A 26,520-nucleotide genomic window follows, 5' to 3' on the forward strand; every position below is an offset into this window, starting at 1 on the left:
TCAGAGCGGCATCGACCGCGGAATGTGCCGCCGCATTGCTTTGCCTCTCGAATGCGTTGGTGACTGATCGTGCGCCATCCTCCTGGAGACGAACTCTCCCTTAGCCCAAAGACCAGCCTCAGCCGCCCGCCGGTTGACGAGACCCTTCACCCACTTCATCTGCTCGGCCGGCACGGCGTCGTGGTCGCCTTTGTCCAGTTTCTTCAGCAGCGTCGACTTGCCGAGCGAGCCTGTGTTGAAATCAGAGGACACGAGCACGGCGTGCTGATTGCCGGTCAACGGTACCTTGACGAGGCGCGCAACTCGCTCCTCAAACATGGGCGAGGCCGGCGCGCAGGATCTCTTCGGCGCGTGCCTCGGTGATCACCATCGTGGGCCTCACCTCTGCCGCGCTGGTGTGGCCATATCCGATGGTCCAAATTCCGCCTACGTCGCGATAGGCCTTCGTCTTCAGGCCTTCCCACTGCTTGACGAGCGCAAGGCCCGCCGCCTTGATGCGTCGGTTCATGGTGTTAACCTCTTTTGTTTTCAGGGAAACATGCGATAGTTGATAGGCGGGAAGGCACGGTCAGGAGAGACCGTTATGAACCTTGAAAGGATCGGTAGATCCCGTCTGAAATTGAAGCTTCCAGCGTTGCGAGCGTTGATTGATGCGCAGCAGAGCCGGGCCTTTCGTGCGTTATGTGAAGAATACGCCCTCGCCGCCATGGCTATAGATGAATTGACCGCTGCGGTCAGTCATGACCCCGTCGATCTCGACGGTTTGGAAGCCGTCTGCACTGAAATCGAAAGCGAGGTCGATCGACTGCTGCGAACATTTAACGCGAGCAAGATCTGGCGGTAGTTTATAGCAATGTCCTTGATGGGAATCGCCAGATCAGGGCTGGCCATGTGTAGGAAGAGCACGGCTCCGGCTCGCTCTCCCAGCCTATCGTGAAAAGCTACAGTCGATCCACACCGTGGTATTCCTCAATCTCTGCGAGTTCTATGCCGCGTCGGTTTTGATGATCGACGATATACGCAAGGAATATCCTGTTCGAGCTGAGCTGCTGGCCGAATACGAGACCATGTGCCGCGCAAGGGAGGCCGACGCTGTTGCCATGATGAATGGCGGAAAGAACGCGAGGTGGCGGCAGGCCGCCAGCCGTTCTGTTGCTTGCGCATATTCACCTTGCCCTGTCGGCTTGATGGCAAGATCTCTCGCAATTGAAATTTCGGTTTAACCCTTCCTTGGTGGCGCCATCTTAGATTGCACCGAAAGGGAGAGGAAAATGCAGAAACTTAGCGAACTAGGACGTCGTCGTCTGTGGGCGAGACTGCCGAAGTTTCGACGCGCGCTCGAAATTGGGACCCGTTCGGCGGAGCTGAATGACCTTTTTGAGGCGTATGCACTCGCAGCCGAACGGTTGGCCGAACTGCGAGAGCCAGAGCAGCCAGACCAAAGTCTTCTATTCGAGTACGAGGTGGCAAGCAGAGGGATCGAAGAGGAGGTAACCCGGCGTCTGACTGAGATCCACGCCGATCCGGTCAACAACTCCCTGTCTGCCACATCCCATGAAAGTGGCCTTCTTCGAAGTCGCATACGGATTCGAACTAGCTGGCAATCTTCATACTGAGAGATCCTGTTCGAAGCACGCGGCGCAGGTTGTGACGAGAGCGCTGAGACGTAAAAGGCCCCTTCTCCTACGAATAGGACAAGAGGCCCCGTCTGAGCGTTCGAATTCACAGACACTCGCATTGTATGCCCCGCTTCAGGCGGAGCGCAAGCCGAGCTTTTCAGCGCCTCCAATTTATCCGCCAACATTGTGCCAGCACGGACGGTAGGCTGCGCGATATGGTGGCTGCCGTCGCTGACGATGCTGGTCACAGTTTCGGTGGGTGTGCTACTGCGGGCTCTGCTCAGAACCCATCTGAAACGGGCTGTGAGACTCAACGGCTGAGCAATACCGAGAGGCGAATGCGGACACTGGCGAAATAGTTCGCGTCGTGTCCATCCAGGACCAGTGCGTCGTTGAGCTCATTTTCTTCCAGCATGTTCTGAGGGCCTTGCTCACGCCTGTTCGTAGGTACCGGTCAGAGTTGCTTGGGAAAGGACGTGTTTTTGAGCCATGATCCACATCGCCTCGATACCCGCCACGGCAGGCACTGCCAAACTTGGAACTTCGAGAGCCGCGAGGCAGAACCTGTAGCGGTGGGGGCCGTGACCCTTTGGGGGCTCGGGACCATCATAACGGGAATTGCCGAAATCATTTCGACAAAAACTCGGGCCACCGCCAGGTGCGGTGTCGGAACTTTGCGGTAGTTCACTCCAGTCGCGGGGTATGTTGAAAACACCGCAGTGCCGGAACACGCCTCGTGGGGCGTCCGGATCTTCGACGATCAACGCGAAGCTTTTGACATCCTCGGGAGCGCCGGTCCACTTGAGCGCTGGCATAATGTTTTCACCCAAACGCGTATATGTTTCAGGTATCAACTCGCCGTCCGCAAAAGCGGGGCTTATCAGTGTCATGGTCATCTGAAATCTCCGGTGGCTTGAGGCTCCATTAGGGCGGCTTCCCCCAAACCTCAGACTTCCTCCATGGTTCCAACTCCGCCGGCTGCGATTCTGGCAACATCTGGCGCGGCCGCTAGTTCGAGCGGCGATGGTCCGGTAACCTGTAAACAAGAAAGATTTTTACCTTGAGTGCGCTAATGTGATTGGCGCCGCCATCAGTTTACTCGGTAGGCACATGATCGCCCCAACAGATGGAACAATCGGAATGCCGCCAATGGGCGTCTTCCGGGCTTCGGCATAATCAGACTATTCAGTCCGAACCTGGTGAAGGTCTCCCTGAGGGGCCGGTGGCGTTCCGCACCAATTTCCGTTCGACAGATTATGCACTTGGGCGTTGCGCGAACTTCCGGCCCGATCATCGGTGAACGTTCTTATTCCCCGGCGGCAGGGATTTTTTCTCCAATCCATCCAGAATCACTGCCAGGCCATGATCGAACGCTGCGTCAGGGCCTGCCTCGTCGAGGATGTCTATCGCTGACCGAAGCAGCGGATACATCGCCATCGAACTGATGACGCCGTCACGCTCGCCATCGTCCTTCCCCCTGGCCTGTTGCTCCAAAACCGCCCCAACGGTGAAGTAACTGATCGTCATCAAGGCATGGGCCGCATCGCTGGCCGAGAAGCCGGCGTCGCACAGGAGGCGAAGTTGCGCCTCGGCCGCTCCCAATAGCGGCGCGCTTGGCCGGGTGCCGGCATGAATGCGCGCGCCGTCGCGATAAGCCAGTAGCGCCAGCCGGAAGCTACGTGCGTTGCCAACCAAGAACGAACGCCAGTCGTCTTTCTCCTTCGGCGCCGAGTGTGCGTGATTTTCTGCCAACATGGCGTCGGACAGCGCGTCGAGCAGTGCGCGCTTATTCTTGAAGTGCCAGTAGAGCGCGGGCTGCTGAACGCCCAGGCGCTCCGCCAGCTTCCGTGTCGTAAGGTTGTCGACGCCGACCTCGTTTAGGAGATCAAGGGCAGTACGGATTATCGCGTCCTTCCGCAATTTTGTCATGCTTGACGCCTTATCATCGATAAATTACTTTGCAAATCCTTATCATTGATAAATAATTTCCCTTCGATCGAGGCCGCGGCCCGGAAATCCCGACATGAAATCCAATAAAGCCCTTGCCATCATATTGGGCACCGTTGCGCTCGATGCTGCCGGCGTCGGCCTGATTATGCCCGTGTTGCCGGGTCTTCTGCGCCATGTCTGCCAATCAAGTGCGGTTGCCGCCCATTATGGCATTCTCCTAGCGCTCTACGCAGTGATGCAATTTACCTGGGCACCCCTACTTGGCGCTCTGTCGGATCGTTTCGGCCGCCGTCCTGTGTTGCTCGTCTCACTTGCCGGAGCAACAATCGATTACACCTTCATGGCTATGGCACCGGTCCTGTGGATTCTCTACATCGGACGCATCTTATCTGGCATCACCGGCGCAACCGGCGCGGTGGCCGGAGCCTACATTGCCGACATCACCGATGGGGATGAGCGCGCGCGGCACTTCGGCTTTATGAGCGCCTGCTTCGGGATCGGTATGATCGCGGGACCTGTGTTAGGCGGATTGATGGGAGGCGTCTCCCCGCATGCGCCGTTCTTCACAGCGGCAGCCCTGAACGGGCTCAACTTCCTGATGGGCTGCTTCCTGTTGCCAGAATCCCATACAGCCAAACGCCGGCCGATTCGCTTGAAGTCTCTTAACCCGCTCACCTGCTTTCGCTGGGCGCGAGGCATGAGGGCAGTTACTGCCCTCATGGCCGTGTTCTTCGTGGCGCAACTCGTCGGACAAGTGCCCGCCGCGCTTTGGGTCATCTTCAGCGAGGATCGTTTTCACTGGGATGCGACGATGATTGGCGTTTCGCTTGCGGTATTCGGGACTATTCATTCAATCGCGCAGGTTACGATTACCGGCCCCTTCGTTGCTCGTTTCGGCGAAAGACGGGCGTTCATGGTCTCTGTATTTGCTGACGGCATAGGCTACATCCTGCTCGCTATGACCACACGAGGGTGGATGGTGTTCCCGATCATGATCCTGCTCGCTGCCGGGGGAATAGGAATGCCCGCGCTTCAGGCCATGTTGTCAAAGCAAGTAGACGGGGAGCATCAGGGACAGCTTCAAGGATCGCTCGCCGCCTTGACGAGCCTGACCTCGATCGTTGGACCCTTAATCTTCACATCGATCTACGCGGCCTCGACCTCAACGTGGAATGGATGGGCGTGGGTTGCAGGCGCCACGTTATATCTTGCCTGCCTGCCCGCGCTTCGTCGCGGAATATGGGCCGACGGGCGGCAACGAGCATGAGGCCAGCGACGCATCTCGAATTAGCGCGACAATGGAGTATTGCGACTGCGCAAAAACCTCCACCCGGTCGTGGAAGGGCGCCCGTCGCGGCGTTTTGTGAGCATGCAAAAAGGCCCTCGAGGATATTGAGCCGCTGGCCGCCGTGCAACGCATCAGGGTGGCCAGCCCGATAGGCCCGTCTGACGTGTTTCTAGGCTGTAGCGGTCGTCAACAATCCCCTACAAGCGCTTGTGATCGGCCAGGTTCGAGTGGCCAGATGAAGCAGTCAGCATCCTGAAGACCCGAACGTCGGTAACGTGAGAAGTCCCAAAAGAGCTCGGATCAATTCACTAGGGCCTGGAGCGTCCATTGTCTGGGCACAACGCAGCAATCTGAGCGAGCTGGGCGTTTATATTAGCAATATCGGAACTATGTACGATTATCTGTGTTAACGAAGGTAATCAAATCGCGCACTCTGGTCTCAGCCTTTGCTAGGACGTTTTCTCACCGTGATTGAAGGCTAACCGCGCTTAGGATGAAGAGCGGATTGTCTGCCGATTCCGAGTGCGCCCGAATTGGGAGACCCATGATGCGAGGTGATAATACCAGCCATCAAAATAGCAAGCTCGTCGGTCCCTGGTCCGATCGCTACGATCTGGAAGAGTTCATCGCTGCCTATCACCTGACACCGCTCGCCGCCCGTGAGATCTTCGTCAAATTCGGTCCCCAAAAAGCTGAACTCGACCGGAAAATGAAGGAACTTGGAGTCCCCGCCAACTCGGGCCACTAGCCAACGCGCTTAGAACATACGAACAATCGCCATGTGAGTGTTGGAGTTATGTTGAGGCAGGCCCCACAGGAAGCCCAGGCGGTGGTGCGTACGCACCAGAAGATGACCTGCCCTCCTTGCTACGCTCAGATTTTAGCCTGTACTCCGGTGATTTCGCTCACGTGTGGGCGGGAACGGAATGATTCTGGCCCCGAACTTGAGCGGCGAACAGCGATTTGACGCGATAAGGCGGTCGAGGCGGTCCTCGATGAGGTAGTGGACCACACAACGTATATCTGCTTGCTTCAGCGCAGGGAAACAGGGGGTCGCCTCAATGACCAGCATGTCGAAGATCGTTTTACCGCCGTAATTCGCGTGGAGCAGTGTTGTCAGCCTTTGAGCGAGCCACCCCATGGCTTCGTCTACGCAGACATCCACATCATGGGTCGGTTGCATAGTTGGTTCTTTCCCAAGATAGTGTCACTGACCTTTCCTAGCCCTCCGATCCTCCAATCCGGTGAAAACGGGAATGGTAATTTTATGAAAATACAGCTCTTTTCTGAAGGCGGCGGCTTGACAAAGACAACTCGAGACCGAGCAACCCTTCTTCAGAGATCGTACCGCCCTGTTATGGGAATCAAACCGTGATTGTTGCGCCAGGGTAGTAGCAGCATTGCCGCCTTCCTCCTTCAGCGGTAAGATTGTACCGAGCAAGTTGAACCATTCAAAAGGACATTTCATGCCAACCGGTACTGTTAAATTTTTCAATCAAGACAAAGGATTTGGTTTCATCGCGCCTGACAACGGCGGCACGGATGTTTTCGTGCATGTTTCGGCGCTCGCAACGGGCGACCTGCTGCGTGAAGGCCAGAAAGTCAGCTATGAACTGGGTCAGGACCGAAAGACCGGAAAGTCGAAGGCGGAGAACGTAAACCCGCTTTGAACCATCTAGTAGCCAGCGTAACTTTCTTAAGCGTCTGACAGCACTAACAGCTCGGCGAGGTTCGCGATTCCGTACGGCGCTGGCGCCTCGCGGTCTCGCTTACTGCTGTGCTGCCGGTGACGCTTAGCTTCCTGAACATGGCGCCTTGGCCATGGCTATGCGTGGCCCGCCAACAGAAACGGTTTGGCAGCGGTCGGCGTCACGGTTCTTGGCGTGATTATGATCACCGCCGAGATTGTGGGCGAGCCATGTCGGATAAACTACGACCACGATGACGATTGTAGAAAAGCAATTGGAAGTCCGCTAGCCGTTTGGATTGGGTATCGGCGGCACCAGGTTAGGTTCGCCAGCGGTGTTCCCACCACCTTCTCCAAAACACCTGGCGTTGAGAGATCGTTTTGCGCCGATTGCGGGACGTCCATCTCGTATGCAGACGACGGACTCAAAGATGAGATTTGGCTGACGAATGGGTTTATGGACAATCCTGTGAGATTTGAGCCTCGCGCGCATGGATACTGGTGCATGAAGTTTGCCTGGTTCCAGCTGTCGGACATCCTTCCACGATACGACACCTATACGCGCCAACGAGATAAAGCCGTGGGCTATCCAAGGGACAGGGAGATCAACCAACTCTAAGGATCTGGCCAATTGGAAGCGTTCTCTCGCGGCTGCTGATGGAACGAGGCTTGGGCGAGCATATGCGCGCCCAAGCCTTGCGATTTAGAAATCATAACGCATTACGATTTCGCCATCGATGATTTCCCCGGTGATCTGAAAACCGGCGTTCTCGTAGAGACGACGTGCGCGCTCGTTTTCGGGTTTTACACCGAGAACAATGCATGAGCAGTCAGGCAACTCCGCGAGCTTTTGGATGATTCTGGACAGGGCAGCACGGCCGTATCCCATACCCTGAAAACGCGCGTCGATCATGAGGCGATAGACCCAGTAATTGCCGTCGACTTCATCCAGGGCGTGCATGGCAAACCCGACCGGCTCACCATGTGCCCGGATGACGAACGACGTGCAAGCGGGGTTTTCGTTGGCTTCTTCCAACGAAGCGGCGTTGCTTGCCACATAGGAAAGTTGGTGAGAATGCGGCTGTAAGGCCAGCACGCAGGTGTGATCTTCCGGCTTGATCCTTTCAACGGTGACGATCGAGGTTGTGACTTGAATAGGGTTAGAGTCTTGCATGAAAGCACTTTCTCTGCGGCGCCTACAACAGCGCCAAGATATCGAGAGGATTGAACACGCGCAGCCGTCAGCCTCGGTTTCGGGGCTTTGCCAAATACGCGGTGCAGATGATGTGCTCGCTTTGAGAAGCCTAGTGCAATGAGCCTAGCTCGGAACCAGCGAGCGCTGTTGTTTTGTTTGATTTAAGCATTGGGCCGCCTCCTCTGGTTGCTCTTTGGGGAAAGCACACTTAAATGGATTCTTGCGCGGACAGCAAGCCGCCGCCGGTACCAATCTGCCATCCGCAGGCAAGAACGGTATCGACGCGGCGGCTGAAAGTAAGCGATCCCACCGGGTATGCCCTGATTTCTACGAGCCGAACCAGTGGAACTTCCATCCGTTTTCGGTGTTCTTCGGGAATGAGAACGATAGCCCAGACGGATACATCAGCTTTGCCGCAGGCTCGCGACATCTATACCCTCCACGAGTTCGCTGCCGTCTACGATCTTGGCATTGGGCGTGCGCACGAACTTTACGATGCGATCAAGACTCGACACATTGATGCTCGTAATAAGCCAGTCCAAAAACTGGAAATCGTAGCTAGCTGCGCTTCCCCAACCCGGCCAATAGGTAACATGACCCTTCGGAGGACGGCGAGAGGGAACCTTAACGGCCGTTCGCAGTTCGAGGAAAAGAACGAAACCGGAGAAGGAGAAATCTGATGCCTAGCGGCGACAAATCCGCTTATACCGACAAGCAAAAGCGCAAGGCTGAGCATATCGAGGAAGGCTATGAGGACCGCGGTGTTTCGAAGGACGAAGCGGAACGGCGGGCCTGGGCTACTGTCAACAAGGAAAGTGGCGGCGGCAACAAGTCCGGTTCTGGTCGCGGTCACGAGGAAAGTCATGCCTCGTCAGAAAAGGGCGGTAGAAAAGGCGGCAAAGCCTCGGCTGCAAGATCAAAGGAAGCGCGTTCAGCGTCCGCTAAAAAAGCGGCTGCGACCCGCAAGCGCAACGAGCAGCATACCCATCACTGAGCAACTCGAGCGATGAAGAAACTGCTGGCGCTCGATGAGAATTGGCGCGGCACGCCTAGCCTGCGTGCCCCGCCGATTTCCATTGAGATATCTCTATTCCAGTGCACGGCGGGCGCCAGCGTCAAACCGTGTCTCGTCTATCACTGCAGCAGTTCCAATAGCCGCTTTGCATTCTTGATAGCGTGGCCATCGCGATCGTTGTTGAAATAGGCCCAAACAGTTTTCGCGTTGCTTTGTCGGATGCGTTCAGCCCATACCGCCAATTCAGCGTCACTATAGTCATGGCGGTACCACTGTTTGACTCCATGAAACCGTATATAAATATCATTGGTGGTTTGCACGAGTTCGTCGGGCAATCGAGGGCCGCTGCAGGAGCAAAAGATAATCCCCGCGTTTCGGAAAGCGCTGAAAACCTCGGCGTTCCACCAGCTCTTGTGGCGGAATTCCAGAACGTTTCTCTGCCGGGGATCGAGCTGATCAATAATGGTGCGTAACATCTCGGGGGAGTAGCGAACGCTGGGAGGCAGCTGAAAAAGAAGGCAGCCCATCTGTGGGCCGAGCAGATCGGCAATGTAAGCGAAGTCCGCAATTAAGATGCGGGTATCATCAAACCGCTTTACGTGGGTGATGAGCTCGCAGACCTTTACCGTGTAAATGAACTTGGGATTCGCTTGGCGCAGCCAGGTCCTGACTGTCGCAAGTGTGGGCCAGGAATAGAACGGCGCGTTGAGCTCGACCGTGTCGAATTCCTGAGCGTAAATGGAGAACCATTCTTTCGAAGGTGCATCCGCCGGATAAAGCTTCCCTTTCCAGTGCCAGTAATACCAGCCGGAGCAACCGATATGGAGGCCGTTCAATGGGGGCTGAACGGAATCAGAGCCGGCATTACCCTCCCTAGCAAGACGGGCCGAATGCATTTTCTTCGCGCGCTCGACATTGGCAATCCGCTGCTTTTGCCTACGCTCCGCACGCCGTGTTCGCCGTTTCTCAATTTCTTCAGGAGAGCGTTCCGCCACCGAATAACTCCACGTTCTCAGATGGCAATTCTCGAGTGCGGTGTTTGTTCCGCCAGTTCGCAGAGTTGCTTCTTGGCAGAGCGACGCAGCTGCGCGCATCGGCGTCGTTGCCGTTGGCACACGATGAGCGCAGCCGAGCGCCCCTGCCGTGTCACGCCGCTTCCGACATTCAATGGCCTCGAGCAGCGACTTCGAGAACCAACTCAAATTTGGCCGGGCGTCGAACAAGGCTGCCGCGATTGCTGGGCAAGATCGGGCGCCGTCGGTCCATGAACGAATGCATCCGTCGCACAGTCCTGATGTTTATTTGCCGACCCGTGCGAACAAAAACCGAAAGCAAGCGTTTTCCAATCGTGCAGCAACTGGAGGAACCACAAATGGACTGGGATCGCGTCGAGGGGAATTGGAAACAGTTTAAGGGAAAGGTAAAAGAACAGTGGGGCAAGTTGACAGATGACGACCTTGATCAAATCGCCGGCAAGCGCGACCAGCTTGAGGGCAAGATTCAAGAACGCTACGGTCTCGAAAAAGACCGGGTCCGCCAAGACATAGACAATTGGTATGGACGTCAGGATTGGTGATCCTTGACCTGCCCCGCCTTGGCGGGGCATTTCTATGTCTAGTTCGCCCACACGATGTCGAACGCACCAGGCTCCGGCCAAGCAACGCGACGGTCTCTTGCGTTCCATTAGGGAGCAGATGATGGATTTCCAGAACGTTGGGCGAGCCCGCCTGATGATCCGGTGGCCGCAACATAGCAAGCAGATTTCCGACGCCAACTTTCCAGCTTTTAATGATCTGATGGAAGCTTACGGTATCGCGGTTTTGAGCCGCGATGAGGTGCGCGGGCAGCGCAAGCCAGATCCAAAGATGTTAGAGGATTACGAAACGCTGTGCCAACAGCTGGAAGGCGATAGTCTTAAGGTTCTGGCTGATGTAGCCAGGCATGATCCGTTAGACCGTCGTGCATAATGCGAAGCGCATAGAGCGAGTACGAAGCCAAGGGCATCGGATCCCTGATCCCGGGTCAACCGCTTTCGGAAGATTGAAGAAGTCGGCCGACACAACCGCCGATTTCCTTGCCAGCAGCTGCCAGCGCTCAGATTCTCTCGTTTTTTGAGCACGGTGCCGCGCTCGTCAATATCGTCGTCTAGGCCCTCGGGCGCATTCCCCGCTTTTGCGCCAGGCCGCCGTCAATACGTCTCACCTTGATTGCCGCCGCGCAGCCTCGACTGTCGTGTGCCAGTTTCTCCGGTCGACGTCCACGAGCGGTTGATCGGGTTGGCCAAGGCGGATACCCTCAACTACCTTTGAACGACAGAGCTGATTACAGCAAACCTCGACCGGAAATGGCAGGTGTAGTTAAACTCAAAGATATGGCCGCCCCGTTGCCGATCATTGCGAGCCTCGGTGGCATTCCTGCAGAACTATGAGTTGCGGGCCAAGATGTATGCTATCATATGGGCCGGGTCCCAAGGGAGGGCGCGCACGTGGGTAAGATATTGACCGAAACGTCAATGGGGTTGTCCCAGCAGATCGGTGAGCGGCTCAGAGCAGTTCGTCAGACACGGGGGCTTTCCCAGCAGAGGGTCGCTTCTGCTGTTGGCCTGACGTTCCAGCAGCTTCAGAAGTATGAGCGCGGCACGAACCGCATCTCGGTGCCAACTCTCATTCAAGTCTGCACCGTATTGGATGCTCACCCAATGGAAATCATCGGCGATTTTCCTCAAGACGACGGCGTCGAACGACCGAACGTTTTGCTTCAGCGACTTGAGATTGCAGAAAGCAAATTAGCCCGAATGCAGAAGATCCTGGCCGAACGGAACTGAAACGCGGCCTACCCCGCTCAGCGGTTTCTTCCGCATGCCGCCTCGCTGCACTAGGTTCGCAAAGCTTTAATACCAGCGCCCGCGTCCGTAAAAGCCACCGGTTAGGACGAGAACAATGAGAACAATGATGAGCAAGGTGGTGATATCCATTTGAAGCCTCCTGGGAGTGTCCTGTCGCCATCGATCACAATAATCGAGGATGCAAACTCCCTGGGATTTAACGCGTCGGACGTGTCTTCGTTCCCGTTTTCCCGTTCCTGAGCCGTCCAGCGGTCGCCACCGTTATTCGAACTGGACGCGACGTGGTCGATGTCCGCCTTGCAGCATTCGGCAACCTCGAGGACAAGACGCATTTGCCGCCTCGAGGTTGAAGTTCTGAGTCGCTATGAATTTCGCTGCGTTTCAGCCAGCATAATCTTGGCGAGATCGATGAATTGGCCACGCGGATATTTGGTCAAATAAGCTTTGATCATTTCCGCATTGCCACTGTCGCGCACGGTTTCCCAGAAGGAGACTTCGATACCGGGGTCGGGTTCCCCAGATCCACCCTGTTCGACGCGAGCGCTTGCCAGTTCAGCGAACTGGCCGTTCGGGAACCGCTGCAGATAAAGAAGATACTCGGCTGGATCATCACTCTCCTGCACCGATGCCCAAAAGGCGATCTCTACGCTGCGCGCCTCATCATTGCTGTCGTTGTCCTGGGAGAATGCTTGTTCAACGGAAGAGAAGCCCTCCGGCGTCGCTGGGGGAAGCGGCTCCCAATTAAAACTTGGCTCTCCTTGCCGGTCGAATATAACGCGAAAGATGCGGAGAGGGCGGGCAATGTTTTTGATCCGGTGTTCTCCCATATCCTCGAAGGTAGCATCGACGCGATCACGCAGGTGATCGCGTACACCCCTTGTAACGCAGATACCGCCCACGTCCGCGAGGCTCTCCAGGCGGGCGGCGATATTGACGCCGTCGCCGAAGATGTCGCCATCTTTCACCAGAACGTCGCCTATGTTTATTCCGATGCGAAAGTTCATCTTTCGATCGTCTGCGAGATCTTGGTTGGCGCGCCACATCGCTTGCTGAATGGCTACAGCACAATTGAAAGCATGGAGGATCGAGGGAAACTCAGCCAATACACTGTCGCCAGCCGTTCCAAATATTTGACCGTGAGCTTTTTCAATGAGCCCATCAACCACAGCGCGATGTGACGTCAGCGTCGCCAGCGTCTGTTCTTCATCAGCGTTCATCAGTCGGGAATATCCCTCAACATCGGCCGCCAGAATGGCTGCGAGCTTTCTCTCAAGTGGCGGTGCTTCCATGCGAGCGGTCCGATCCAACGCCTTTTTTTCCTATGAGTCTATTATCTTCAACTGATGAGAATGTGCGTTTGTTCCCTCTTTGAGCGGAGCGCAAACCAAGGCTGTGTAGCGATATCCAGACATCGCATCTTTCGATTACCGCTTGTTCAAACGACGCTCTATTGATTAGCTGCGCAGGCTTAGCAGCGCGGATGCCAACGACGGACAGACGCTCGCAGCGGCGGCGGAACATTTAACCCGCACGGCAGTTATGCAAACACCCACGAATGTACATCTCTCCAAGGTCCCTGCCCCGGGGCCTATTTTTTTGAGCTCGCAACGACGATCCTGGAATGAGGTGTGAGGCGAAATGAGAAATTGACCCCCTATTGCCTCACCGCCTGATGTTACCGAGTGCTGCAGGGCCGACAGTGTCTGAACACCCTCCCCATGGTAGCAGATGATAGGGGGCTCGTTATCCAGCCGCCATCGAGAATGACTAGCCCAGCAAGTTCTACCGGCCGCGCGGCGCTCCTGTAGCATCCCGAAGTTCGAGCGGCCGGCCCCGTCGAGTACAACGGCCTCGCCGCCGAGGATCATGGCCGTGGGGCCAGTGCCTTTGCCGCCGTCTCTCGTCAGTCGCGGCCGCCACGGGTAAGGATGGCACGGTTCACTTCGATATGTGTCGCCCAGGCGGTATCCATCCCACTTGATTTCGAATGCCTAATCGGCAGCGTCCGGAACCCTTTTGGCAGACACAGCGAGGCAGGGCTCGACAAGCTCGGGCATGGGCTCAAATGGCATACGAGGCTGATCGGGGCCGCACAGCTTGTGCGGCTGGCCTCGCAACGTCTTCAATGCCGTTGTAAAGCAGGCCTTGTCGAAAACCGTGGGCGGATACTTTAACCATAACCCATTAGGGGACGCCTCGCTCACCACAGTCACCATACATTAGCAAACGGAACAATGCCTTCTGACCCGCGTTTTAATTGCATAAGCGTTGGCGAAATGTGGAGGCAACCCAACGCGGAGTCCGGACGGTCTGGCTACCCTCTACCCCAAAGACCGTCTGGATCTCCCCCGCAATTTCACAGTTGAATCCCGCCTGCGCCGGCGCATACTCGAAGTGGGCTAACGTGGGCCTATTCAGCCCTGGGCCGGCTGGGATTAGGGCTATGAGCAAAGCGCTTGGATCTCGCACAGAGATGATAACGCCTGACGATTTCGAGAAAATAGACGGCGTCTTCCGCGAAATGGTTCAGGAAAGGAACCTCGCCTTTGATAGCGACGAAGCAATCGCGCTCGCAGCGCGGCTGATCAGCCTTTTTCAAAGCGGCATTCACGATCAGGCTGCGCTGAAGCTGATGGCGAGCTAACTGAGAGCGTAGCCGACTCCCCGCCGGGACACGTGAAAAAGAGCGGCCTTCTTTGGAAGTTCTGTGGCTAAGAAGGCCGCAGCAATATCAGCAATGCCTAAATATACAGCTAAATCTGACGATTGGCGAGAACAATCGCGTGCAAAGCGTTTCGGGCGGAGACGAACAAGCTCTCTTATTTACGCGTGTTTCCCTCGTTGAATAAGGGCGCCTCGAGCGGGTCGTCGGGACGCTTGTCCCCTCGAGGTCACCCGCTCCAATGCTCGAAGGCGCGTAAGTCCAAGTCCACCCGACCACGAATGGCACGTCCATTTGGTCAAGTGCCCCGGCAACGGTAATAGATGTCTTACCTTTCAGTTCATCATGCGCGGAACCGGGCAAGCACATGAACGCGCGTCTCTTCCGGGCACTTTCATAAAATCAGCGATGAGGGGAACGACCAGCGCCCTGGTGTCGATCTTCAGTAGGGGGCATCTGCCGAGATGGTGCCGAAACTGCGGGCGAAGCATCGCCCCGCAAATCGTTAGACGAGGGTCCGGCGCGGACGTTTAACTTGGGCCGCTGGTTCTATATTCAGTTGGTCGACGCAACGGCCATCGCGTTATGAGAGACCAGCCTGCAAATGACGGCGCCTGAACCATTGGCCGGCTACCCGGCGCTTCCTTCCGCCATCATTAGGAGGCGGATCGGCAAGCTGCAGTTTCAACCTCGGCAATTACATCGCTGATTTCCCGCTCTGCTTTTTTCTCGATACCTATGAACCGGTTCTCAGCATTTTGGCTCGTGAGAATGAGTTCATCTAGCTTCGCTTGAATTGCTTCATTGTCGCGATTTTGCGTGTTCTGCAGTACGAACACCATCAGAAACGTAATGATGGTAGTGCCCGTATTGATAACAAGCTGCCAGTTTTCGGAGAACCCGAAAAAGGGCCCGCTTACAGCCCACGCAGCAATTAAAAGCACGGCCGCGACGAAGATAACAGGCTTCCCAGCCCAATGGGCAATCGTGTTGGCGAAGCGCGTGAACAAGTTTTCCATTGCTGCTCATCCGTTGTTGTAGTTTCCATCATTTCAACGGCTTAGATAGATCTTTGTTCCGACCGAGATGCTGCCTCGCAGGGGCGCAGAGAAAGTGGCTCTATTGGCCAAAAGTTGGTGCTTCATGTGTCGCAATCGCGCTGGATTGGCGACGCTGCGCGCGACGATCAAAGCTTTTCGAATTCAACGAGCCTGCGGTCAAGTCATACTGGACTGCAGCCGCCGACGTTGCTGCGATCGCGCCCAGATTGCAATCGGTCAAGGCACTGTACGTCAACTGAGCGTGATCCATGCGACCAGAATTCAGGCCGCGTTGGGTCTGCTGTTTGGTGAGCGCCGCCGCACCGCTACGATCTGCGTAGGTTGTCTCTGCTCAGCCGCAATGAGACGGAGCCCGGGTTAGGTCACCACTGCCTATTTTCAGTGTCCAATTGTTCAATCGGGGCTGTGAGATGCTTCCGTTCTAGCTGCGGCAAAAAAATTGTAACTGGGGCATGTTTGATGGCGCGGACGAGATTGCGGTGCTCTTGAAATTACCTATTGTTGTCGTGGAACACCGTTATGAGGCTGATGCTAATATGCGCGTTTTCGTTTTGCTAATGGGCTTCCCTGGCGTCGGGAAGCTGACAATTGCAAATGAACTAAGCACCCTCGTTTCTGCAAAAGTCATCGATAACCATTGGTTCAACAATCCGATATTCCGCCTCCTGGACGATGACGGAATTACGCCCCTCCCGAACGGGATATCGGAATACACTGGAAGAATCCGACAGGTAGTTCTGGACGCGATTGTGGCCTACAGCCCCACTTCGGCAAGCTTCATCTTCACGCAGGCCCTTGTCGAAGGCAATCAAGGCAGTATTCGCACGTTTGAACAGATAGCCGGCGCGGCGCAGCAAAGTGCGGCGCCGCTCATTCCCATAAGATTGCTTTGCGATGAGGACGAGTTGGCGCGCCGTGTTTCCACTCCCACACGTCGTGAGCGACTAAAGTCGATTGACGCAAGAGCCTCCAGACAGAGAAGCAGAAAAGCTCGGGTCTTCGATCCCCAACACCCGTTTGCCTCGGATTTGGACGTCACTTCGAAATCAGCGAGGGCCAGTGCAGCTGCTATCCAGCAACATGTTATCCGAGTGATTGCCGGTGATTTTGGCCCACCTCGAACGACAGGTTTCGTTACCTAGAATTAGGATTGGTTCTCCCGGTATTGTCCACGACCAGTCCCGACATGTGTGCATAAGTCTCTGCTTTGGACCACCTGAAGCCACGGAGGCTTCGATAGCCGCGGCGATGGCCAAGTTATTCCGCCGCGTCACCAAGCGGCAAAGACGTTGGGCTGGAGCGCCTCGATGACAAGGCGGTCGCCCGCCTTGTCAAGTCCGCGGCCCTGGCCGCCGGCCTGCATGGCGACCTCAGTGGGAACGAGCCTGCGGCCAAATTCTCCGGTCATTCGCTGCGCGCGGCCTGGTCCCCCTCGGCGAGGTCGATGAGCGTCATGTGCAAAAGCAGATCGGCCATGCGAGCAAATCCCAGCTCCGACGCGACGGATTTAGGTTCAATGTGACGAAGGCCGCGGGGCTTACGGACCTTATCCCGCCAGCATATGTGCGAGCATAGTTCTGATGCGGTCCTGCGCACCGTAGAAGACAGCCGCGATAATAATTGTGCGGCTATGTTCTACCGGTAGAAACCAAATAGCCGTGTTGTCCCGCCGAAGAACCCGCATCTCGGGATGAATATCGGGCCGCAGAGTCCCGATATAGGGCGTATCGTCGAGGCGATCGATTTCGACACGCAAATTGCCGATCCGTTCAGCGTACGTTCCACAGCCTCGCCAGGCGGGTCCCCAGTTCGACATAGGCGTCGAACAGATGATCGAAGATCAACTCGAAATCGCGTTCGGCATCCTCAGAATATTCAAGAGCCCACGCGAACAACCCGTCGCTTCCGCTCAATCATTGCCGCGACGCGGCTTTCCATTTCCGTCGCAGAAATCATCGGTCCGTTCAATCGCCGCTGGACCAATTCCCGAAGCGCTGCCGTTTCAACGGCCTCAGTTTCCGTCTTTTGCCGAAGCAGTTCGAGGCCTTGCTGAAGAACGGAACTCATGCTGGAATACCGGCCGCTCTCAACCAACGAACGGGCAAACGCATCCTGCTGGTCTGTCAGCGAGATCGACGATTTGACACTCATCGGTTCAACTCCTTTGAGCTTAACTTGGTACTCAGTAGCACATTTATCAATCTGACGAGATGACCCGTTAGGGCGGCAAAATCAGGGATGTCGGTTGGGATCGCCTCAATGGCAAGGAGGTGGCGCACCTAGTCGAGCGAACCGCGATTGCCGCCGTCGCGGGTGGCGGCCCGGCCGAGGTCGAACGAGGATTTAAATTCCTTGGCCATTCGCGGCGCGCGGGTCTAGCGTCTTCGACGGGGTCGACAATCGTTATGTGCAAAAGCATCTAGTGCACGCTTCGGTCGAAATGAGCCGCAAATATGCACCGCCGCGACCGCCCCACACGGGGCTTTGCCCCTCCCCTGCTCCGGGTATGAAACGTGGGTTTTCAGCATGGCGCTTCAGTTGAAATCGGAAGAAGCATAAACCCACTGAAGTATCACCGCAAATTCCCCAAACGGAAGTTAATTGCCAGTAAGGTTCCCTCATTCATGTGCAAGTCTTTACTCGCCTCATAATTGCCGTCTCACTTTCGATCTGAAACGAACTGAAATGGATTATTTCCGTTGGCCAGCCCGCATCGGCCGCGTCGCTGGCGCCGGTTTGATCGTCTGAATGGAGGCGAACATGAGGCACCAAACACGCGAACAATTATCCGCAGTAGCGCAGGTCGAGCAGGGCCTGCAGCAAATGACCCTTTCTCGCAACGACCGCTTGGAGCGCTGGGCGGGACTTCTTGAGCAGAAGCCGCAGCAGCTACTCTCCACGCCGTCCGAAATCGAGTATCAGCCGTCTCGTCTGCGCGACAAAATTCGTTGCGATAACTCGCCATCTCGGTTGCGTCCGAAGACCCCGTTTTGCGCTCGGCCGGGTTGAAAAACGATACCTTCGGCGAAGCAAGGCGCTTTTTCGAAGTGAGTGCCGAGCAATTGCACGAGGTGATCTGCTACTGCCATTTCGGCACAACTATCAGTGGGGCGACCGCTGCTCGGACTGTCAGATCACTGCTGCCTTAGAGCGTTGAACATTGGCAACGACCGTGAGCGGACACCCCTGCTGACCATTGCCGGGGTGCCCGTCAAGAACGTGAAGGCGCGACCAATCGATGCGAAAGCCGCATTTTTGTGAGGCGACAGAGCACGATTCAACGAATTCAGGCATCAAAGGGATGCTGAAGACTCTTGACTGAATCTCGTGGAAATGCGAATCTCACCTTGCTACAGATCGAGAAGGGCTCCACGACGGAAACGTTTGGGGCCTTTTTCTTTATCCATCAGCCTCCTGAAGCCTGACTTTGCTGGAACTCCGCGTACAACTCATCGAGCTTATGCTCGACGAATGAACCGAAGTCGGCTGCTACGCGCTTGTCGAATACGATGCTCAGGCGCTCGCCATTTTCCGAAACCCGCACGGCCTTCTCGCCCGAACCGTCTTTCCACACCGATTTTCTAGCCGGCTCTGGCACCTGCTTCAGGCAGTTGTACACGGCGAGAAAGCGGTCATCTGACGAGAAGTTTTTGAAAGCTGGCTCTTCGATCAGCTTCAACGCTGCCTGGTGCTTTGGCTTATCTTCCATCAGATCCGCAATATCGGCCCAACGGGTACGGCCGAACCCCGGAGCTGGCCCTACTGCCTCGATGAGGGTGCCCGGTAGCCGTGTGACGAGGGCGATCATGCGTGAGAGCGCTGCCTTGTCGACGCCCAGGGCCGACATGATGACGTCCCTGCTGAACTCGCGTTGCTCAAGGCGCGAAGCGAAAAAGGACCGCTCGATGAAGGAAAGATCGGTGCGCGCGTTGTTCTCTTGTCCCTGGCTGACGACCAGTTGCTCGTCGCTCAGATCCCTGACAACAGCCTTGATCGTACCGCCGATCTGACGAACGGCCGCTAGGCGCCTATGGCCGTATGCAACCTGATAACGGCCATCGCTTGTCGGGTGCGGCCTGACGAGGATTGGGACCTGCTGGCCATGCTCGCGAATCTGAGCCTCCAGGAGATCCTGATCGTCCTGGCTAACGCCCAACCGATCCGAAACGAAGGAAACGTCGATCAGCTCTGGGTCCAGTTCGACGACAGCCTGACCCTTGGCCAACTGCTTTTCAAGGTCCTCGACGCGTTGCGCGCGTTCGTTGATGCCACCCAGAGATTGCGAGATGGCGCCAACCGGTGAAGCGCGCTTCAACGGCTTTTCAAAACCCGCCAAAGGGCGCAATTCGGCAAGCGGGCGCTCATGTTGCACATCGAGCGACGAGGGGAGATCCCCCTGTTCTATTCCGAAGACATTTTTGCGCGCCATCGCTTATTTCCTTCCCCAGGTCTGCTTCACGAGTTCCTCGATTTCGGCGTTTACCGCCGTCAGCGACTCGAGTGCACGATCGTATGTGCCGCGGGTAAACTGGTTTCGATCGACTTCGTACAACGTCTGCTTGGTAAGGCCGGCATCCGATACCGCCGTCGACTTGACCATCGCATTTTCGAGAACGCGATTTCCGAAGATCGAGCGCATGAAGCCCGCCATTTGCGACTGAGGGCCATCATTTGGCTCGTAGCGCGTCACGAGGTAACGCAGCCAGTCGTAGTCCATCGTGCCGCCGGCGTTCTCGACGACCTCGAGTAGGTCGCCTGTCATGTGCAGGAACTGGCTCATGGACATGACGTCGAGCATCTGCGGGTGAACCGTGATGAGAACCGAGGTCGCCGCGCAGAGCGCCGACAGTGTTAGGAACCCAAGCTGGGGAGGGCAGTCGATAACGACGATGTCGTAGGCGCTTTCGATTTCGGCCAGGCATTCGCCGATGCGGGCAAAGAACATGGAATCGCTTCGACCACGAGCGATCAAAGCCTTGGGGGTCTCGTGTTCGAATTCCATCAATTCCAGGTTCCCCGGAATGATGTGCAAATTGGGCGTATATGTCGCTCGAACGATTTCGGTTATGTCTCTTCGCTCTTCATCGTAGCGGATTGCGCCATAAAGCGTCTCGTTTTCGCCTACGTCGAGCTCTGGCTGATGACCGAAGAGCGCGGATAGCGATGCCTGCGGGTCGAGATCGATTGCAAGTACGCGGTAGCCGCGAAGGGCAAGGAATTGTGCGAGATGGGCAGACGAGGTCGTCTTACCCGAGCCACCCTTGAAGTTCATGACGGAAATGACCTGGAGCTTTTCGCCATCCTGGCGATGCCGGATATAGCGGCGAGGTCCCTTTCCGCCCTCGTCCAGCAGACGGCGCAGCTCCTGAATATCTTCGACGCTGTACAACCGTCTGCCGTTGGGGAGCGGCTCTGGGCCATGCCCTTCCGAAACAATCTGCCTGAGGTAACCTTGATGAATTCCGATGAAGTCGGCGGCTTCGGCGGGTGTGAAGCTGCGTATCGTCTTGCGTGCGGTCGGTGGGAAGGTGCGTTGCTGATGCGCCTGCAATTGACGCGACAATTCCTCTGCGTCAGAAGCGATTAGGGAGCGTAGTCCACCAGCGGCTTTCAGAGGTTTGTTGAGCATCGGTTTCTCTTTTGTCCTATCCGCGCTTATTTGCGGTTTTGACGGCAATATGCGCTGATCAGGAGTAACCCGATTCCAACATGGGCTGCAACCCTCTCGGTTGCGTTGTGCATGTACAACTTATCTCAATCTCCTTTGGGTCACGGCTGCGCAGTTGTACGTGTACAACAGACGGCAGCAGAATGGACAGCGCCCGCTCGCTTCGCTCGAGGTTGCGTTCGGCAGGCGGGTCGGTGTTTGGAGCCGAATACTTCTTCGATGCGTCCATTGCCTGATTTTTTGCCCCGGCGGATGCCCATTCTGTTCAGTAGCTGGCGCAAAATCCAACCGGAGTTGCCCAAGGAACATGCGCGGCTAGCCTACGTTGCCAACAGTTATGCGAGTTTGCGCGATCCGCGTTTGCCAGGGAGCCTTCCTTTGAGCGCAGGCAATTGCTCGCAGGCTTGTTTCGTCGTTGCAGGCAAACCCGCTCACGGGTGGCGTGGCCACCTCTTGTATGTTAGAAAGTGAGTCCTAGCGTTCGATGCGCCAAAAAAATGGATGAATCGAAGGCCGCCGTAACGTCCGACTGACGGAACGTAACGTGCAATTAGTTTCCGTATACGTATAAGTATCAATTATAACAAAGGGTTGGGACCGCTATTGTTGGCCCAAGAACTGCGCGTTTGCGCGCGGTTTTGTCCCGCAACTCAGTTTACGCCAGTTTTATCAGGGCAAAAGTCATTCCCGGGTTGTTGTACATGTACAACTCCGGAATTGAGGCGGTGTTAACAGGCCCAGGGGCAGGAGCGCAGGTCATGAAGGCGGATGGCCGTTCAACCGCGTTCGCGCTCGATATGCTTGGAACCGTCCGTTCCCCGTTCGGATTGGCCAGAACGCTAATAACTCGCCGGCATCATTTATCGTTCCGAAGGTTGACAATCGGGAGCGCTCACGGGGAGCAGAACCTACACCACAGCATCCCCCTTCACACCGGAACTGACTCTAATTGTTGACGTTTGGTCGGAGACGAGTTCCGGAGGCCGAACATGCGCGAAACCTGGGAAGAATGCGTCACTGTAGAGCTGCAGCAGCCACACGGCGTTCAGATCGTGTGGGACCCGGCGCACGCAGCCCGTCTCCTTACCGATTGCTGGCCAGTTCAGTGCGGATTTCGCTATGGAACGGCGCTTAATCGCTGCACAGACGCTGCGTTCGGCACATACCCCTGGAAGCAGGCTCAGTCTGCATTCATCGCGGCCATCGACGAGGCGCGAGTTAGAAAATTGCGCTGAGGGCAGTTCGCAACCCCGGGCTTCGGAACATTCGCTAGTGAACGAAGTTGGTAGCTTCATGAAGAGCACGGAAGAACAGGCAAAAACCGGCATGATAACGTTCGTCGCGGCAATATTCGCGCTCGCGCTCATTATCGCCGGAGCATATTTCGTGTTCTGGACGCCAGCTGAGCCAGAGGGCCAGCCAGCGCCTCACGCGATTGATCAAAGCAAGTAGGGGCGATGGATCCGCGCGACACACCCACAGACCTTCCCACCTCCGCAGACATGCCCTGGCAGAAAAGACGAAAACTGTTGGCGGGTCGCGGGCTTGCGGTGATTGTCGGGGTGGCGATCGGTGCCTTCGCTATTTACGGCTTCATCGTCAACTACGGTAATATCGTTAGCAGTCAGTAGGCGCCTGGTTGCTAATGCTGGGTGTCGAGGGTGCGGTGACCGCTGTTCGTGCGGATTTGCCTTGAAACCACGTCAGGCCCCGATCGCAACGCGTCAGGCTCCAGATCATCAGCGACGCGGGCAACTCGCGCGAAGAGGCGAATGCCATGGCAGAGGGGATGAAGCCACTCGAGCCGAGAGGGGTGTCGGGCAAGCGGCAAGAGAAATTTTCGACCTCGACTTGTCATACCCTTGAAGTGCCGACGTGCGTTTCCAATATCGATTTCGTCTTCTTTTCATCCGGTAGAATGTCAAGGAGGAACCAATGCACATTCCGGAGATGCCATGGTCGGTGCCGCTGTTGGTGCGGCTGCAAAACGGTACGAGCCGAGTATTCTCCTCGGTCTACGATGCACTCGATTTTCTCGAGAATGAATGGCCACTTCGACGTGGACAACACTACGAACGGGCGATTAGGACCTGCCGCGGCGCGCTCAATAGATCGACACCAATAGCGGTGGCTCGAGAAGCATTTATTGCTGCATGCCTGGAAGCTGGTATGCCGGCCACCGGAAGGTTCGAGCATCTGCGAACATCGAAGCGCAATGACGACAGTCCGCAAAGAGCGGCCTAGTGCTGCCAAAAATAGCGTCCAATGGACAGACAAAGTCTTCATCCACTCCTGGCCCCTACGTGGGGCCCTTTCTTTGTTAGCTGATATGCCGTTCATCGGATGGGAGTGCCGGCATCGAGCTTGCGGAACCTTCTTGAAGGCAAGGGGGTTCGTCTCTCGACTAGCGTTTTGTGGCGGGCCGGTAGGGAGTTGGCTATGAAATTGGAGAAGATTGGCAAAGCGAGGTTGAAGCTCCGCTTGCCATCGTACCGGCATGTGCTGTCGGAGCTGAGAAGCCCGGCCTTAACCGAAATCTGCATCGCTTACGCAGAGGCATCGATGCAGCTGGATAGACTCCGCTTCTGTAGCTGCCCTGATCTGCTCCTGATTGACGAATACGAACGTGTTTGTCGTGAGCTCGAAAACAGCATTGAACCGTATCTTCGTATGTTTCGGCCTCCCCTTACGTCTAATGTACGATGATGTGATCGGAGGCGCCCCCTGACCTCCGCAGGTAAGCTTCTGCCGGCTACCACGCAATACGGGATTTGCCACCAGCCCGAAGCCGGAGACCCTGCGCGCTCGCGAATGGACGTCGTTCGGAACTCGCGCCGCTTCTTCACGTTCTAATAAGATGAAGATGACTTCAGACGAAGACAGCGCCTTACTCGCGACGTTGCGGGCCTCAGCTCGCATCCATTTCCCCGATGCAGACGAGGCTGATGAGCTTGTGGCGCGCGCACTCAAAGTCGCCATTGCGGAAACGGAAGCAGGTCGAGCAAAACGCGACAGGAAACGCTGGCTGCTGCGCCTCATGGACATTCCCTGATCACTTGGAGACCCGGTTCGAGAGCGCTTTCCCGAGAAGCCGGTCGGTGTCTCAGTGCGGCGCGTCCACACTGGCTGCAAGCAACCGCAAGCGTTCGCCAGGAGCCGGAACGATGAAGCCGTGCCTGAAGGTGGCGATTGCGAGCAGCAAAACACCTGCCCGCTGCGAATCGCGTGCCTGCGAAAATCACCGGCGGCACGGTACGAACGCCGGCGGATTGCCGATCCAAGTGGATCCCCAAATGAGGCACAGGATGGATACTGTAACGGTTAAAAGCAGATTATACCGTTACAACTTCATCTTGCCAATTTTGTTCCCAAGTTCGATAATTGATGGATGCAGCCCAGACCGATCGCCGAACTGCGCCTCCTTGGTGGACATCCCGTGCTCGACTACGTCAACACCGTGGACAGCCGCAAGGATCGCATCGGACCCGACGCCCTTGTTTCGTTCAATCATTTGCTCGAATGGGCAACCCGGGTTGAACTCATAGGCACTGCCGATGCAGCTCGGCTCGCTTCAAAAGCCGCGGCGCATCCACAAATCGCGGAAAAAGCATTTGAAGAGGCACGGGCCCTACGAGAGGCTATTTACGTAATCGCGCTAGCCGAAGTCCGGGGCGAAGCACCGCCGGAAAAGGACCTGCACTTGATCGGTCGCATGGCGAAACGATGGCTTGCCGACCGATCCATCCTGATGCAACAGGATGGACAGATCGCCTGGAGCGAATCCGTGCAAGACCCCCAAGACATCGCTTCCAAGATTGCATGCTTGGCCGTTGACCTGTTTACAACCCGCGACGCCCGTCGCGCGATCAAGCAGTGCCCCGGTCACAATTGTGGCTGGCTGTTTCTCGATCACTCGCGATCCGGCCGAAGACATTGGTGCTCGGACGACATCTGCGGGACATATGCCCGAGTGAAGCGATACCGTTCGAAAGAATCCAGCTAGAGGCGTTTTTCACCGCCGCGGACACGGGTTTCAGTCGTTGGACCGTATTTCTGGGCCTCCGGACTTTGGCTCGGCTGCCACGGATGGCAACCCTGGAGCGACCGAGGAACACACAAGCCCTGGCGGCGTTCAGTTTGTATCGGATTCCAGGAGGACCTCATGATCATTACCAAGGTCAATGAAAAGCTCAGCATCATGGCTCAGCCCGCGACGGACGAGTTCCAGTCGTTTGCAGATCAGGGCTTTACCGGGCTGATCAATGTGCGGCCCGATGGAGAGGACGAGGAGCAGCCGGGCAGCGAGCAGGAAGCCGCCGCGGCGAAGAAAGCTCGGATGTCCTACACCTTCATCCCCGTGACCCTCCCCACGGTAACAGAATCCGAGGTTGCCGCATTTCAAGAAGCTCTTGATGAAGCCGAGGGACCGGTCGTGGCACATTGTAAGTCAGGAAGGCGTGCCCTCCATCTGTACGCGATCGGCGAGGTCCTCGCCGGCCGCATGCGTCGCTCCGAGGTCCAGGAATTCGGCCATCTGCATGGTTTTGACCTGACCGAAGCTACCGCTTGGTTGGAGAACCATTTTGCGCAGCGACCCAACGTCAGGGGCTTTTTCGACGAGCGCACTTGCAGCATCCAGTACGTTGTGTCCGACCCTGAGACGGGCAGCTGCGCCATCATCGACCCCGTCCTCGACTATGATGAAAAGGCAGGCGCAATCGGCGCGATGAATGCCAATGCGATCCTCCAATACGTCAACGAAAACGCGCTCTCGGTCGAGTGGATCCTCGACACTCATCCCCACGCCGATCATTTCTCGGCCGCCTATTACCTCGCAGGGCAGACTGGCGCCCCAATCGCGATCGGCGATCGGATCGTCGAGGTTCAGAAAATCTGGAGAACTATTTACGAGTGGCCGGACCTGTCTGCCGACGGGTCGCATTGGAACCGGTTGTTTGCGGACGGCGAGACGTTCAATGTCGGCTCGATCGATGCCAGGGTCCTTTATTCGCCAGGTCACACCCCAGCCTCCGTCACCTATATCATTGGTGATGCCGTTTTTGTTCACGACACCATTCTGATGCCCGATAGCGGCACGGCTCGCACCGATTTTCCAGGTGGAGATGCGAGCTCCCTATGGCAGTCGATCCAACGAATCCTAGCTCTTCCAGAGGCTTCGCGGGTGTTTACCGGGCACGATTACCAGGCCCACGGGCGCGCTCCCCGGTGGGAAAGCACGGTGGCGGAGCAAAAGCAGACCAACATTCATCTCGATGGTTTTTCGCTTGAAGACTTCGTTAAACTTCGCGTCGAAAAGGACGCCCAGCTACCTTTGCCGAAGCTTATCCTTCACGCCCTTCAGGTCAATCTTCGCGCGGGCCGCCTTCCCGAGCCCGGAAGCGACGGCAGGCCGCATCTGAAAATCCCAATTGGCGCTTTCGACGCAGCGGCCTGGCGATAAGAAAGCGTCTTTTACGTTTAGCGAGACAACAATCCACACGCAGCATGGCTTCTGATCTTTTTTTCTCGT

At 56.4% G+C, this 26,520-nt stretch carries 30 protein-coding genes and 3 pseudogenes; 20 read left to right on the forward strand and 13 right to left on the reverse strand.

Annotation, left to right across the window (positions count from 1 at the left end; translation table 11 throughout):
- Both ASD02_RS33305 and ASD02_RS33310 read right to left on the reverse strand, forming a co-directional pair.
- Nucleotides 1–279 (reverse strand): hypothetical protein, encoded by a 279-nt coding sequence (locus tag ASD02_RS33305; protein ID WP_156408525.1) that lies wholly within the window; start codon nucleotides 277–279, stop codon nucleotides 1–3.
- 31 nt (nucleotides 280–310) lie between these two features.
- On the reverse strand, nucleotides 311–508 hold the full coding sequence (locus ASD02_RS33310; protein WP_057205334.1) for a lysozyme: 198 nt from the start codon (nucleotides 506–508) through the stop codon (nucleotides 311–313).
- Nucleotides 509–583: 75 nt separating this feature from the next.
- On the opposite strand from ASD02_RS33310, the gene ASD02_RS33315 reads away from it, so the two are divergent.
- Together ASD02_RS33315 and ASD02_RS33320 are read left to right on the forward strand one after the other, a co-directional pair.
- Nucleotides 584–844 (forward strand): hypothetical protein, encoded by a 261-nt coding sequence (locus tag ASD02_RS33315; protein ID WP_057205331.1) that lies wholly within the window; start codon nucleotides 584–586, stop codon nucleotides 842–844.
- A 115-nt stretch (nucleotides 845–959) separates the two neighbouring features.
- Complete coding sequence (locus ASD02_RS33320) at nucleotides 960–1,223, forward strand: hypothetical protein (protein ID WP_057221731.1); 264 nt, start codon at nucleotides 960–962, stop codon at nucleotides 1,221–1,223.
- A gap of 827 nt (nucleotides 1,224–2,050) precedes the next feature.
- Here the strand turns inward: ASD02_RS33320 and ASD02_RS33330 are convergent.
- Entirely contained in the window at nucleotides 2,051–2,515 is a 465-nt protein-coding gene (locus ASD02_RS33330) for a YbhB/YbcL family Raf kinase inhibitor-like protein (protein ID WP_057205321.1), read from the reverse strand.
- A gap of 394 nt (nucleotides 2,516–2,909) precedes the next feature.
- Complete coding sequence (gene tetR, locus ASD02_RS33335; RefSeq protein WP_057221732.1) at nucleotides 2,910–3,548, reverse strand: tetracycline resistance transcriptional repressor TetR; 639 nt, start codon at nucleotides 3,546–3,548, stop codon at nucleotides 2,910–2,912.
- 94 nt (nucleotides 3,549–3,642) lie between these two features.
- On the opposite strand from tetR, the gene tet reads away from it, so the two are divergent.
- Together tet and ASD02_RS33345 are read left to right on the forward strand one after the other, a co-directional pair.
- A complete protein-coding gene (gene tet / locus ASD02_RS33340) occupies nucleotides 3,643–4,836 on the forward strand; it encodes a Tet(A)/Tet(B)/Tet(C) family tetracycline efflux MFS transporter (protein WP_057221733.1) in 1,194 nt (397 codons plus the stop codon).
- A 568-nt stretch (nucleotides 4,837–5,404) separates the two neighbouring features.
- The gene (locus ASD02_RS33345) at nucleotides 5,405–5,605 is read left to right on the forward strand and encodes a hypothetical protein (protein WP_057205314.1); all 201 of its coding nucleotides are present in this window, start codon (nucleotides 5,405–5,407) and stop codon (nucleotides 5,603–5,605) included.
- Nucleotides 5,606–5,737: 132 nt separating this feature from the next.
- On the opposite strand, the gene ASD02_RS33350 is transcribed toward ASD02_RS33345, so the two are convergent.
- Nucleotides 5,738–6,040, reverse strand: a complete 303-nt coding sequence (locus ASD02_RS33350) for a hypothetical protein (RefSeq protein ID WP_057221735.1) — start codon at nucleotides 6,038–6,040, stop codon at nucleotides 5,738–5,740.
- A 283-nt stretch (nucleotides 6,041–6,323) separates the two neighbouring features.
- Here ASD02_RS33350 and ASD02_RS33355 point away from each other — a divergent pair, with 283 nt between their 5' ends.
- Nucleotides 6,324–6,527 carry a cold-shock protein gene (locus ASD02_RS33355; protein ID WP_057205306.1) on the forward strand — a complete coding sequence of 68 codons (204 nt, stop codon included), beginning with the start codon at nucleotides 6,324–6,326 and terminating at the stop codon, nucleotides 6,525–6,527.
- A gap of 219 nt (nucleotides 6,528–6,746) precedes the next feature.
- Nucleotides 6,747–7,163: a GFA family protein gene (locus ASD02_RS33360; RefSeq protein WP_057221765.1), complete on the forward strand. Its 417-nt coding sequence runs from the start codon at nucleotides 6,747–6,749 to the stop codon at nucleotides 7,161–7,163.
- An 84-nt stretch (nucleotides 7,164–7,247) separates the two neighbouring features.
- Here the strand turns inward: ASD02_RS33360 and ASD02_RS33365 are convergent, their stop codons facing one another.
- A complete protein-coding gene (locus tag ASD02_RS33365) occupies nucleotides 7,248–7,718 on the reverse strand; it encodes a GNAT family N-acetyltransferase (RefSeq protein WP_057221736.1) in 471 nt (156 codons plus the stop codon).
- 700 nt (nucleotides 7,719–8,418) lie between these two features.
- On the opposite strand from ASD02_RS33365, the gene ASD02_RS33375 reads away from it, so the two are divergent.
- Nucleotides 8,419–8,733 (forward strand): hypothetical protein, encoded by a 315-nt coding sequence (locus tag ASD02_RS33375; protein ID WP_057221738.1) that lies wholly within the window; start codon nucleotides 8,419–8,421, stop codon nucleotides 8,731–8,733.
- Between the two features lie 140 nt (nucleotides 8,734–8,873).
- Here ASD02_RS33375 and ASD02_RS33380 read toward each other — a convergent pair whose 3' ends face one another.
- Nucleotides 8,874–9,749, reverse strand: coding sequence for a DUF72 domain-containing protein (locus ASD02_RS33380; protein WP_057221739.1), 876 nt, complete (start codon nucleotides 9,747–9,749; stop codon nucleotides 8,874–8,876).
- Between the two features lie 377 nt (nucleotides 9,750–10,126).
- On the opposite strand from ASD02_RS33380, the gene ASD02_RS33385 reads away from it, so the two are divergent.
- The 3 genes from ASD02_RS33385 (at nucleotide 10,127) to ASD02_RS33395 (ending at nucleotide 11,578) form a co-directional block, all read left to right on the forward strand.
- Complete coding sequence (locus ASD02_RS33385) at nucleotides 10,127–10,330, forward strand: CsbD family protein (RefSeq protein WP_057205291.1); 204 nt, start codon at nucleotides 10,127–10,129, stop codon at nucleotides 10,328–10,330.
- Nucleotides 10,331–10,451: 121 nt separating this feature from the next.
- Nucleotides 10,452–10,721: a hypothetical protein gene (locus tag ASD02_RS33390; protein WP_057221740.1), complete on the forward strand. Its 270-nt coding sequence runs from the start codon at nucleotides 10,452–10,454 to the stop codon at nucleotides 10,719–10,721.
- A gap of 518 nt (nucleotides 10,722–11,239) precedes the next feature.
- Nucleotides 11,240–11,578: a helix-turn-helix transcriptional regulator gene (locus ASD02_RS33395; protein WP_200951434.1), complete on the forward strand. Its 339-nt coding sequence runs from the start codon at nucleotides 11,240–11,242 to the stop codon at nucleotides 11,576–11,578.
- 383 nt (nucleotides 11,579–11,961) lie between these two features.
- Here ASD02_RS33395 and ASD02_RS33400 read toward each other — a convergent pair whose 3' ends face one another.
- Nucleotides 11,962–12,888 (reverse strand): adenylate/guanylate cyclase domain-containing protein, encoded by a 927-nt coding sequence (locus ASD02_RS33400; protein ID WP_057221741.1) that lies wholly within the window; start codon nucleotides 12,886–12,888, stop codon nucleotides 11,962–11,964.
- A gap of 1,154 nt (nucleotides 12,889–14,042) precedes the next feature.
- Between ASD02_RS33400 and ASD02_RS33405 the strand changes: the two genes are divergently transcribed.
- Nucleotides 14,043–14,243, forward strand: coding sequence for a hypothetical protein (locus ASD02_RS33405; RefSeq protein WP_057247513.1), 201 nt, complete (start codon nucleotides 14,043–14,045; stop codon nucleotides 14,241–14,243).
- 674 nt (nucleotides 14,244–14,917) lie between these two features.
- Here the strand turns inward: ASD02_RS33405 and ASD02_RS33410 are convergent.
- A complete protein-coding gene (locus ASD02_RS33410) occupies nucleotides 14,918–15,280 on the reverse strand; it encodes a low affinity iron permease family protein (protein WP_057205278.1) in 363 nt (120 codons plus the stop codon).
- 578 nt (nucleotides 15,281–15,858) lie between these two features.
- On the opposite strand from ASD02_RS33410, the gene ASD02_RS33415 reads away from it, so the two are divergent.
- Complete coding sequence (locus ASD02_RS33415; RefSeq protein WP_057221766.1) at nucleotides 15,859–16,464, forward strand: chloramphenicol phosphotransferase; 606 nt, start codon at nucleotides 15,859–15,861, stop codon at nucleotides 16,462–16,464.
- A gap of 137 nt (nucleotides 16,465–16,601) precedes the next feature.
- Nucleotides 16,602–16,897, forward strand: a pseudogene (locus tag ASD02_RS40240) (hypothetical protein); the annotation flags it as partial.
- Here ASD02_RS40240 and ASD02_RS40245 read toward each other — a convergent pair.
- Together ASD02_RS40245 and ASD02_RS33425 are read right to left on the reverse strand one after the other, a co-directional pair.
- Nucleotides 16,869–17,217, reverse strand: a pseudogene (locus tag ASD02_RS40245) (type II toxin-antitoxin system RelE/ParE family toxin). The pseudogenes ASD02_RS40240 and ASD02_RS40245 overlap by 29 nt on opposite strands.
- A complete protein-coding gene (locus ASD02_RS33425; RefSeq protein ID WP_057221742.1) occupies nucleotides 17,198–17,473 on the reverse strand; it encodes a type II toxin-antitoxin system ParD family antitoxin in 276 nt (91 codons plus the stop codon). Before ASD02_RS33425 ends, ASD02_RS40245 begins: the two are co-directional and overlap by 20 nt.
- Before the next feature lie 609 nt (nucleotides 17,474–18,082).
- On the opposite strand from ASD02_RS33425, the pseudogene ASD02_RS37830 reads away from it, so the two are divergent.
- Nucleotides 18,083–18,471: pseudogene (locus ASD02_RS37830) on the forward strand (hypothetical protein).
- A gap of 257 nt (nucleotides 18,472–18,728) precedes the next feature.
- Here the strand turns inward: ASD02_RS37830 and repB are convergent.
- Together repB and repA are read right to left on the reverse strand one after the other, a co-directional pair.
- Nucleotides 18,729–19,751 carry a plasmid partitioning protein RepB gene (repB, locus tag ASD02_RS33430; RefSeq protein WP_057221743.1) on the reverse strand — a complete coding sequence of 341 codons (1,023 nt, stop codon included), beginning with the start codon at nucleotides 19,749–19,751 and terminating at the stop codon, nucleotides 18,729–18,731.
- A 3-nt stretch (nucleotides 19,752–19,754) separates the two neighbouring features.
- Nucleotides 19,755–20,951 (reverse strand): plasmid partitioning protein RepA, encoded by a 1,197-nt coding sequence (gene repA, locus ASD02_RS33435; RefSeq protein WP_057205266.1) that lies wholly within the window; start codon nucleotides 20,949–20,951, stop codon nucleotides 19,755–19,757.
- Nucleotides 20,952–21,979: 1,028 nt separating this feature from the next.
- On the opposite strand from repA, the gene ASD02_RS33440 reads away from it, so the two are divergent.
- The 6 genes from ASD02_RS33440 (at nucleotide 21,980) to blh (ending at nucleotide 26,451) form a co-directional block, all read left to right on the forward strand.
- Complete coding sequence (locus ASD02_RS33440; protein WP_057221744.1) at nucleotides 21,980–22,225, forward strand: DUF982 domain-containing protein; 246 nt, start codon at nucleotides 21,980–21,982, stop codon at nucleotides 22,223–22,225.
- A 37-nt stretch (nucleotides 22,226–22,262) separates the two neighbouring features.
- Nucleotides 22,263–22,442, forward strand: a complete 180-nt coding sequence (locus ASD02_RS33445; protein WP_057221745.1) for a hypothetical protein — start codon at nucleotides 22,263–22,265, stop codon at nucleotides 22,440–22,442.
- 483 nt (nucleotides 22,443–22,925) lie between these two features.
- Nucleotides 22,926–23,234 (forward strand): DUF982 domain-containing protein, encoded by a 309-nt coding sequence (locus ASD02_RS37835; protein WP_082555702.1) that lies wholly within the window; start codon nucleotides 22,926–22,928, stop codon nucleotides 23,232–23,234.
- A gap of 619 nt (nucleotides 23,235–23,853) precedes the next feature.
- Entirely contained in the window at nucleotides 23,854–24,042 is a 189-nt protein-coding gene (locus ASD02_RS33455) for a hypothetical protein (protein ID WP_156408527.1), read from the forward strand.
- A 336-nt stretch (nucleotides 24,043–24,378) separates the two neighbouring features.
- Nucleotides 24,379–24,993, forward strand: a complete 615-nt coding sequence (locus ASD02_RS33460; protein ID WP_057221747.1) for a CGNR zinc finger domain-containing protein — start codon at nucleotides 24,379–24,381, stop codon at nucleotides 24,991–24,993.
- Nucleotides 24,994–25,152: 159 nt separating this feature from the next.
- Complete coding sequence (gene blh / locus ASD02_RS33465; RefSeq protein WP_057205256.1) at nucleotides 25,153–26,451, forward strand: bifunctional sulfur transferase/dioxygenase Blh; 1,299 nt, start codon at nucleotides 25,153–25,155, stop codon at nucleotides 26,449–26,451.
- Nucleotides 26,452–26,520 lie beyond the last annotated feature (69 nt).

It is taken from the genome of Ensifer sp. Root1252 (assembly GCF_001425885.1).
Classification (GTDB): domain Bacteria; phylum Pseudomonadota; class Alphaproteobacteria; order Rhizobiales; family Rhizobiaceae; genus Ensifer; species Ensifer canadensis.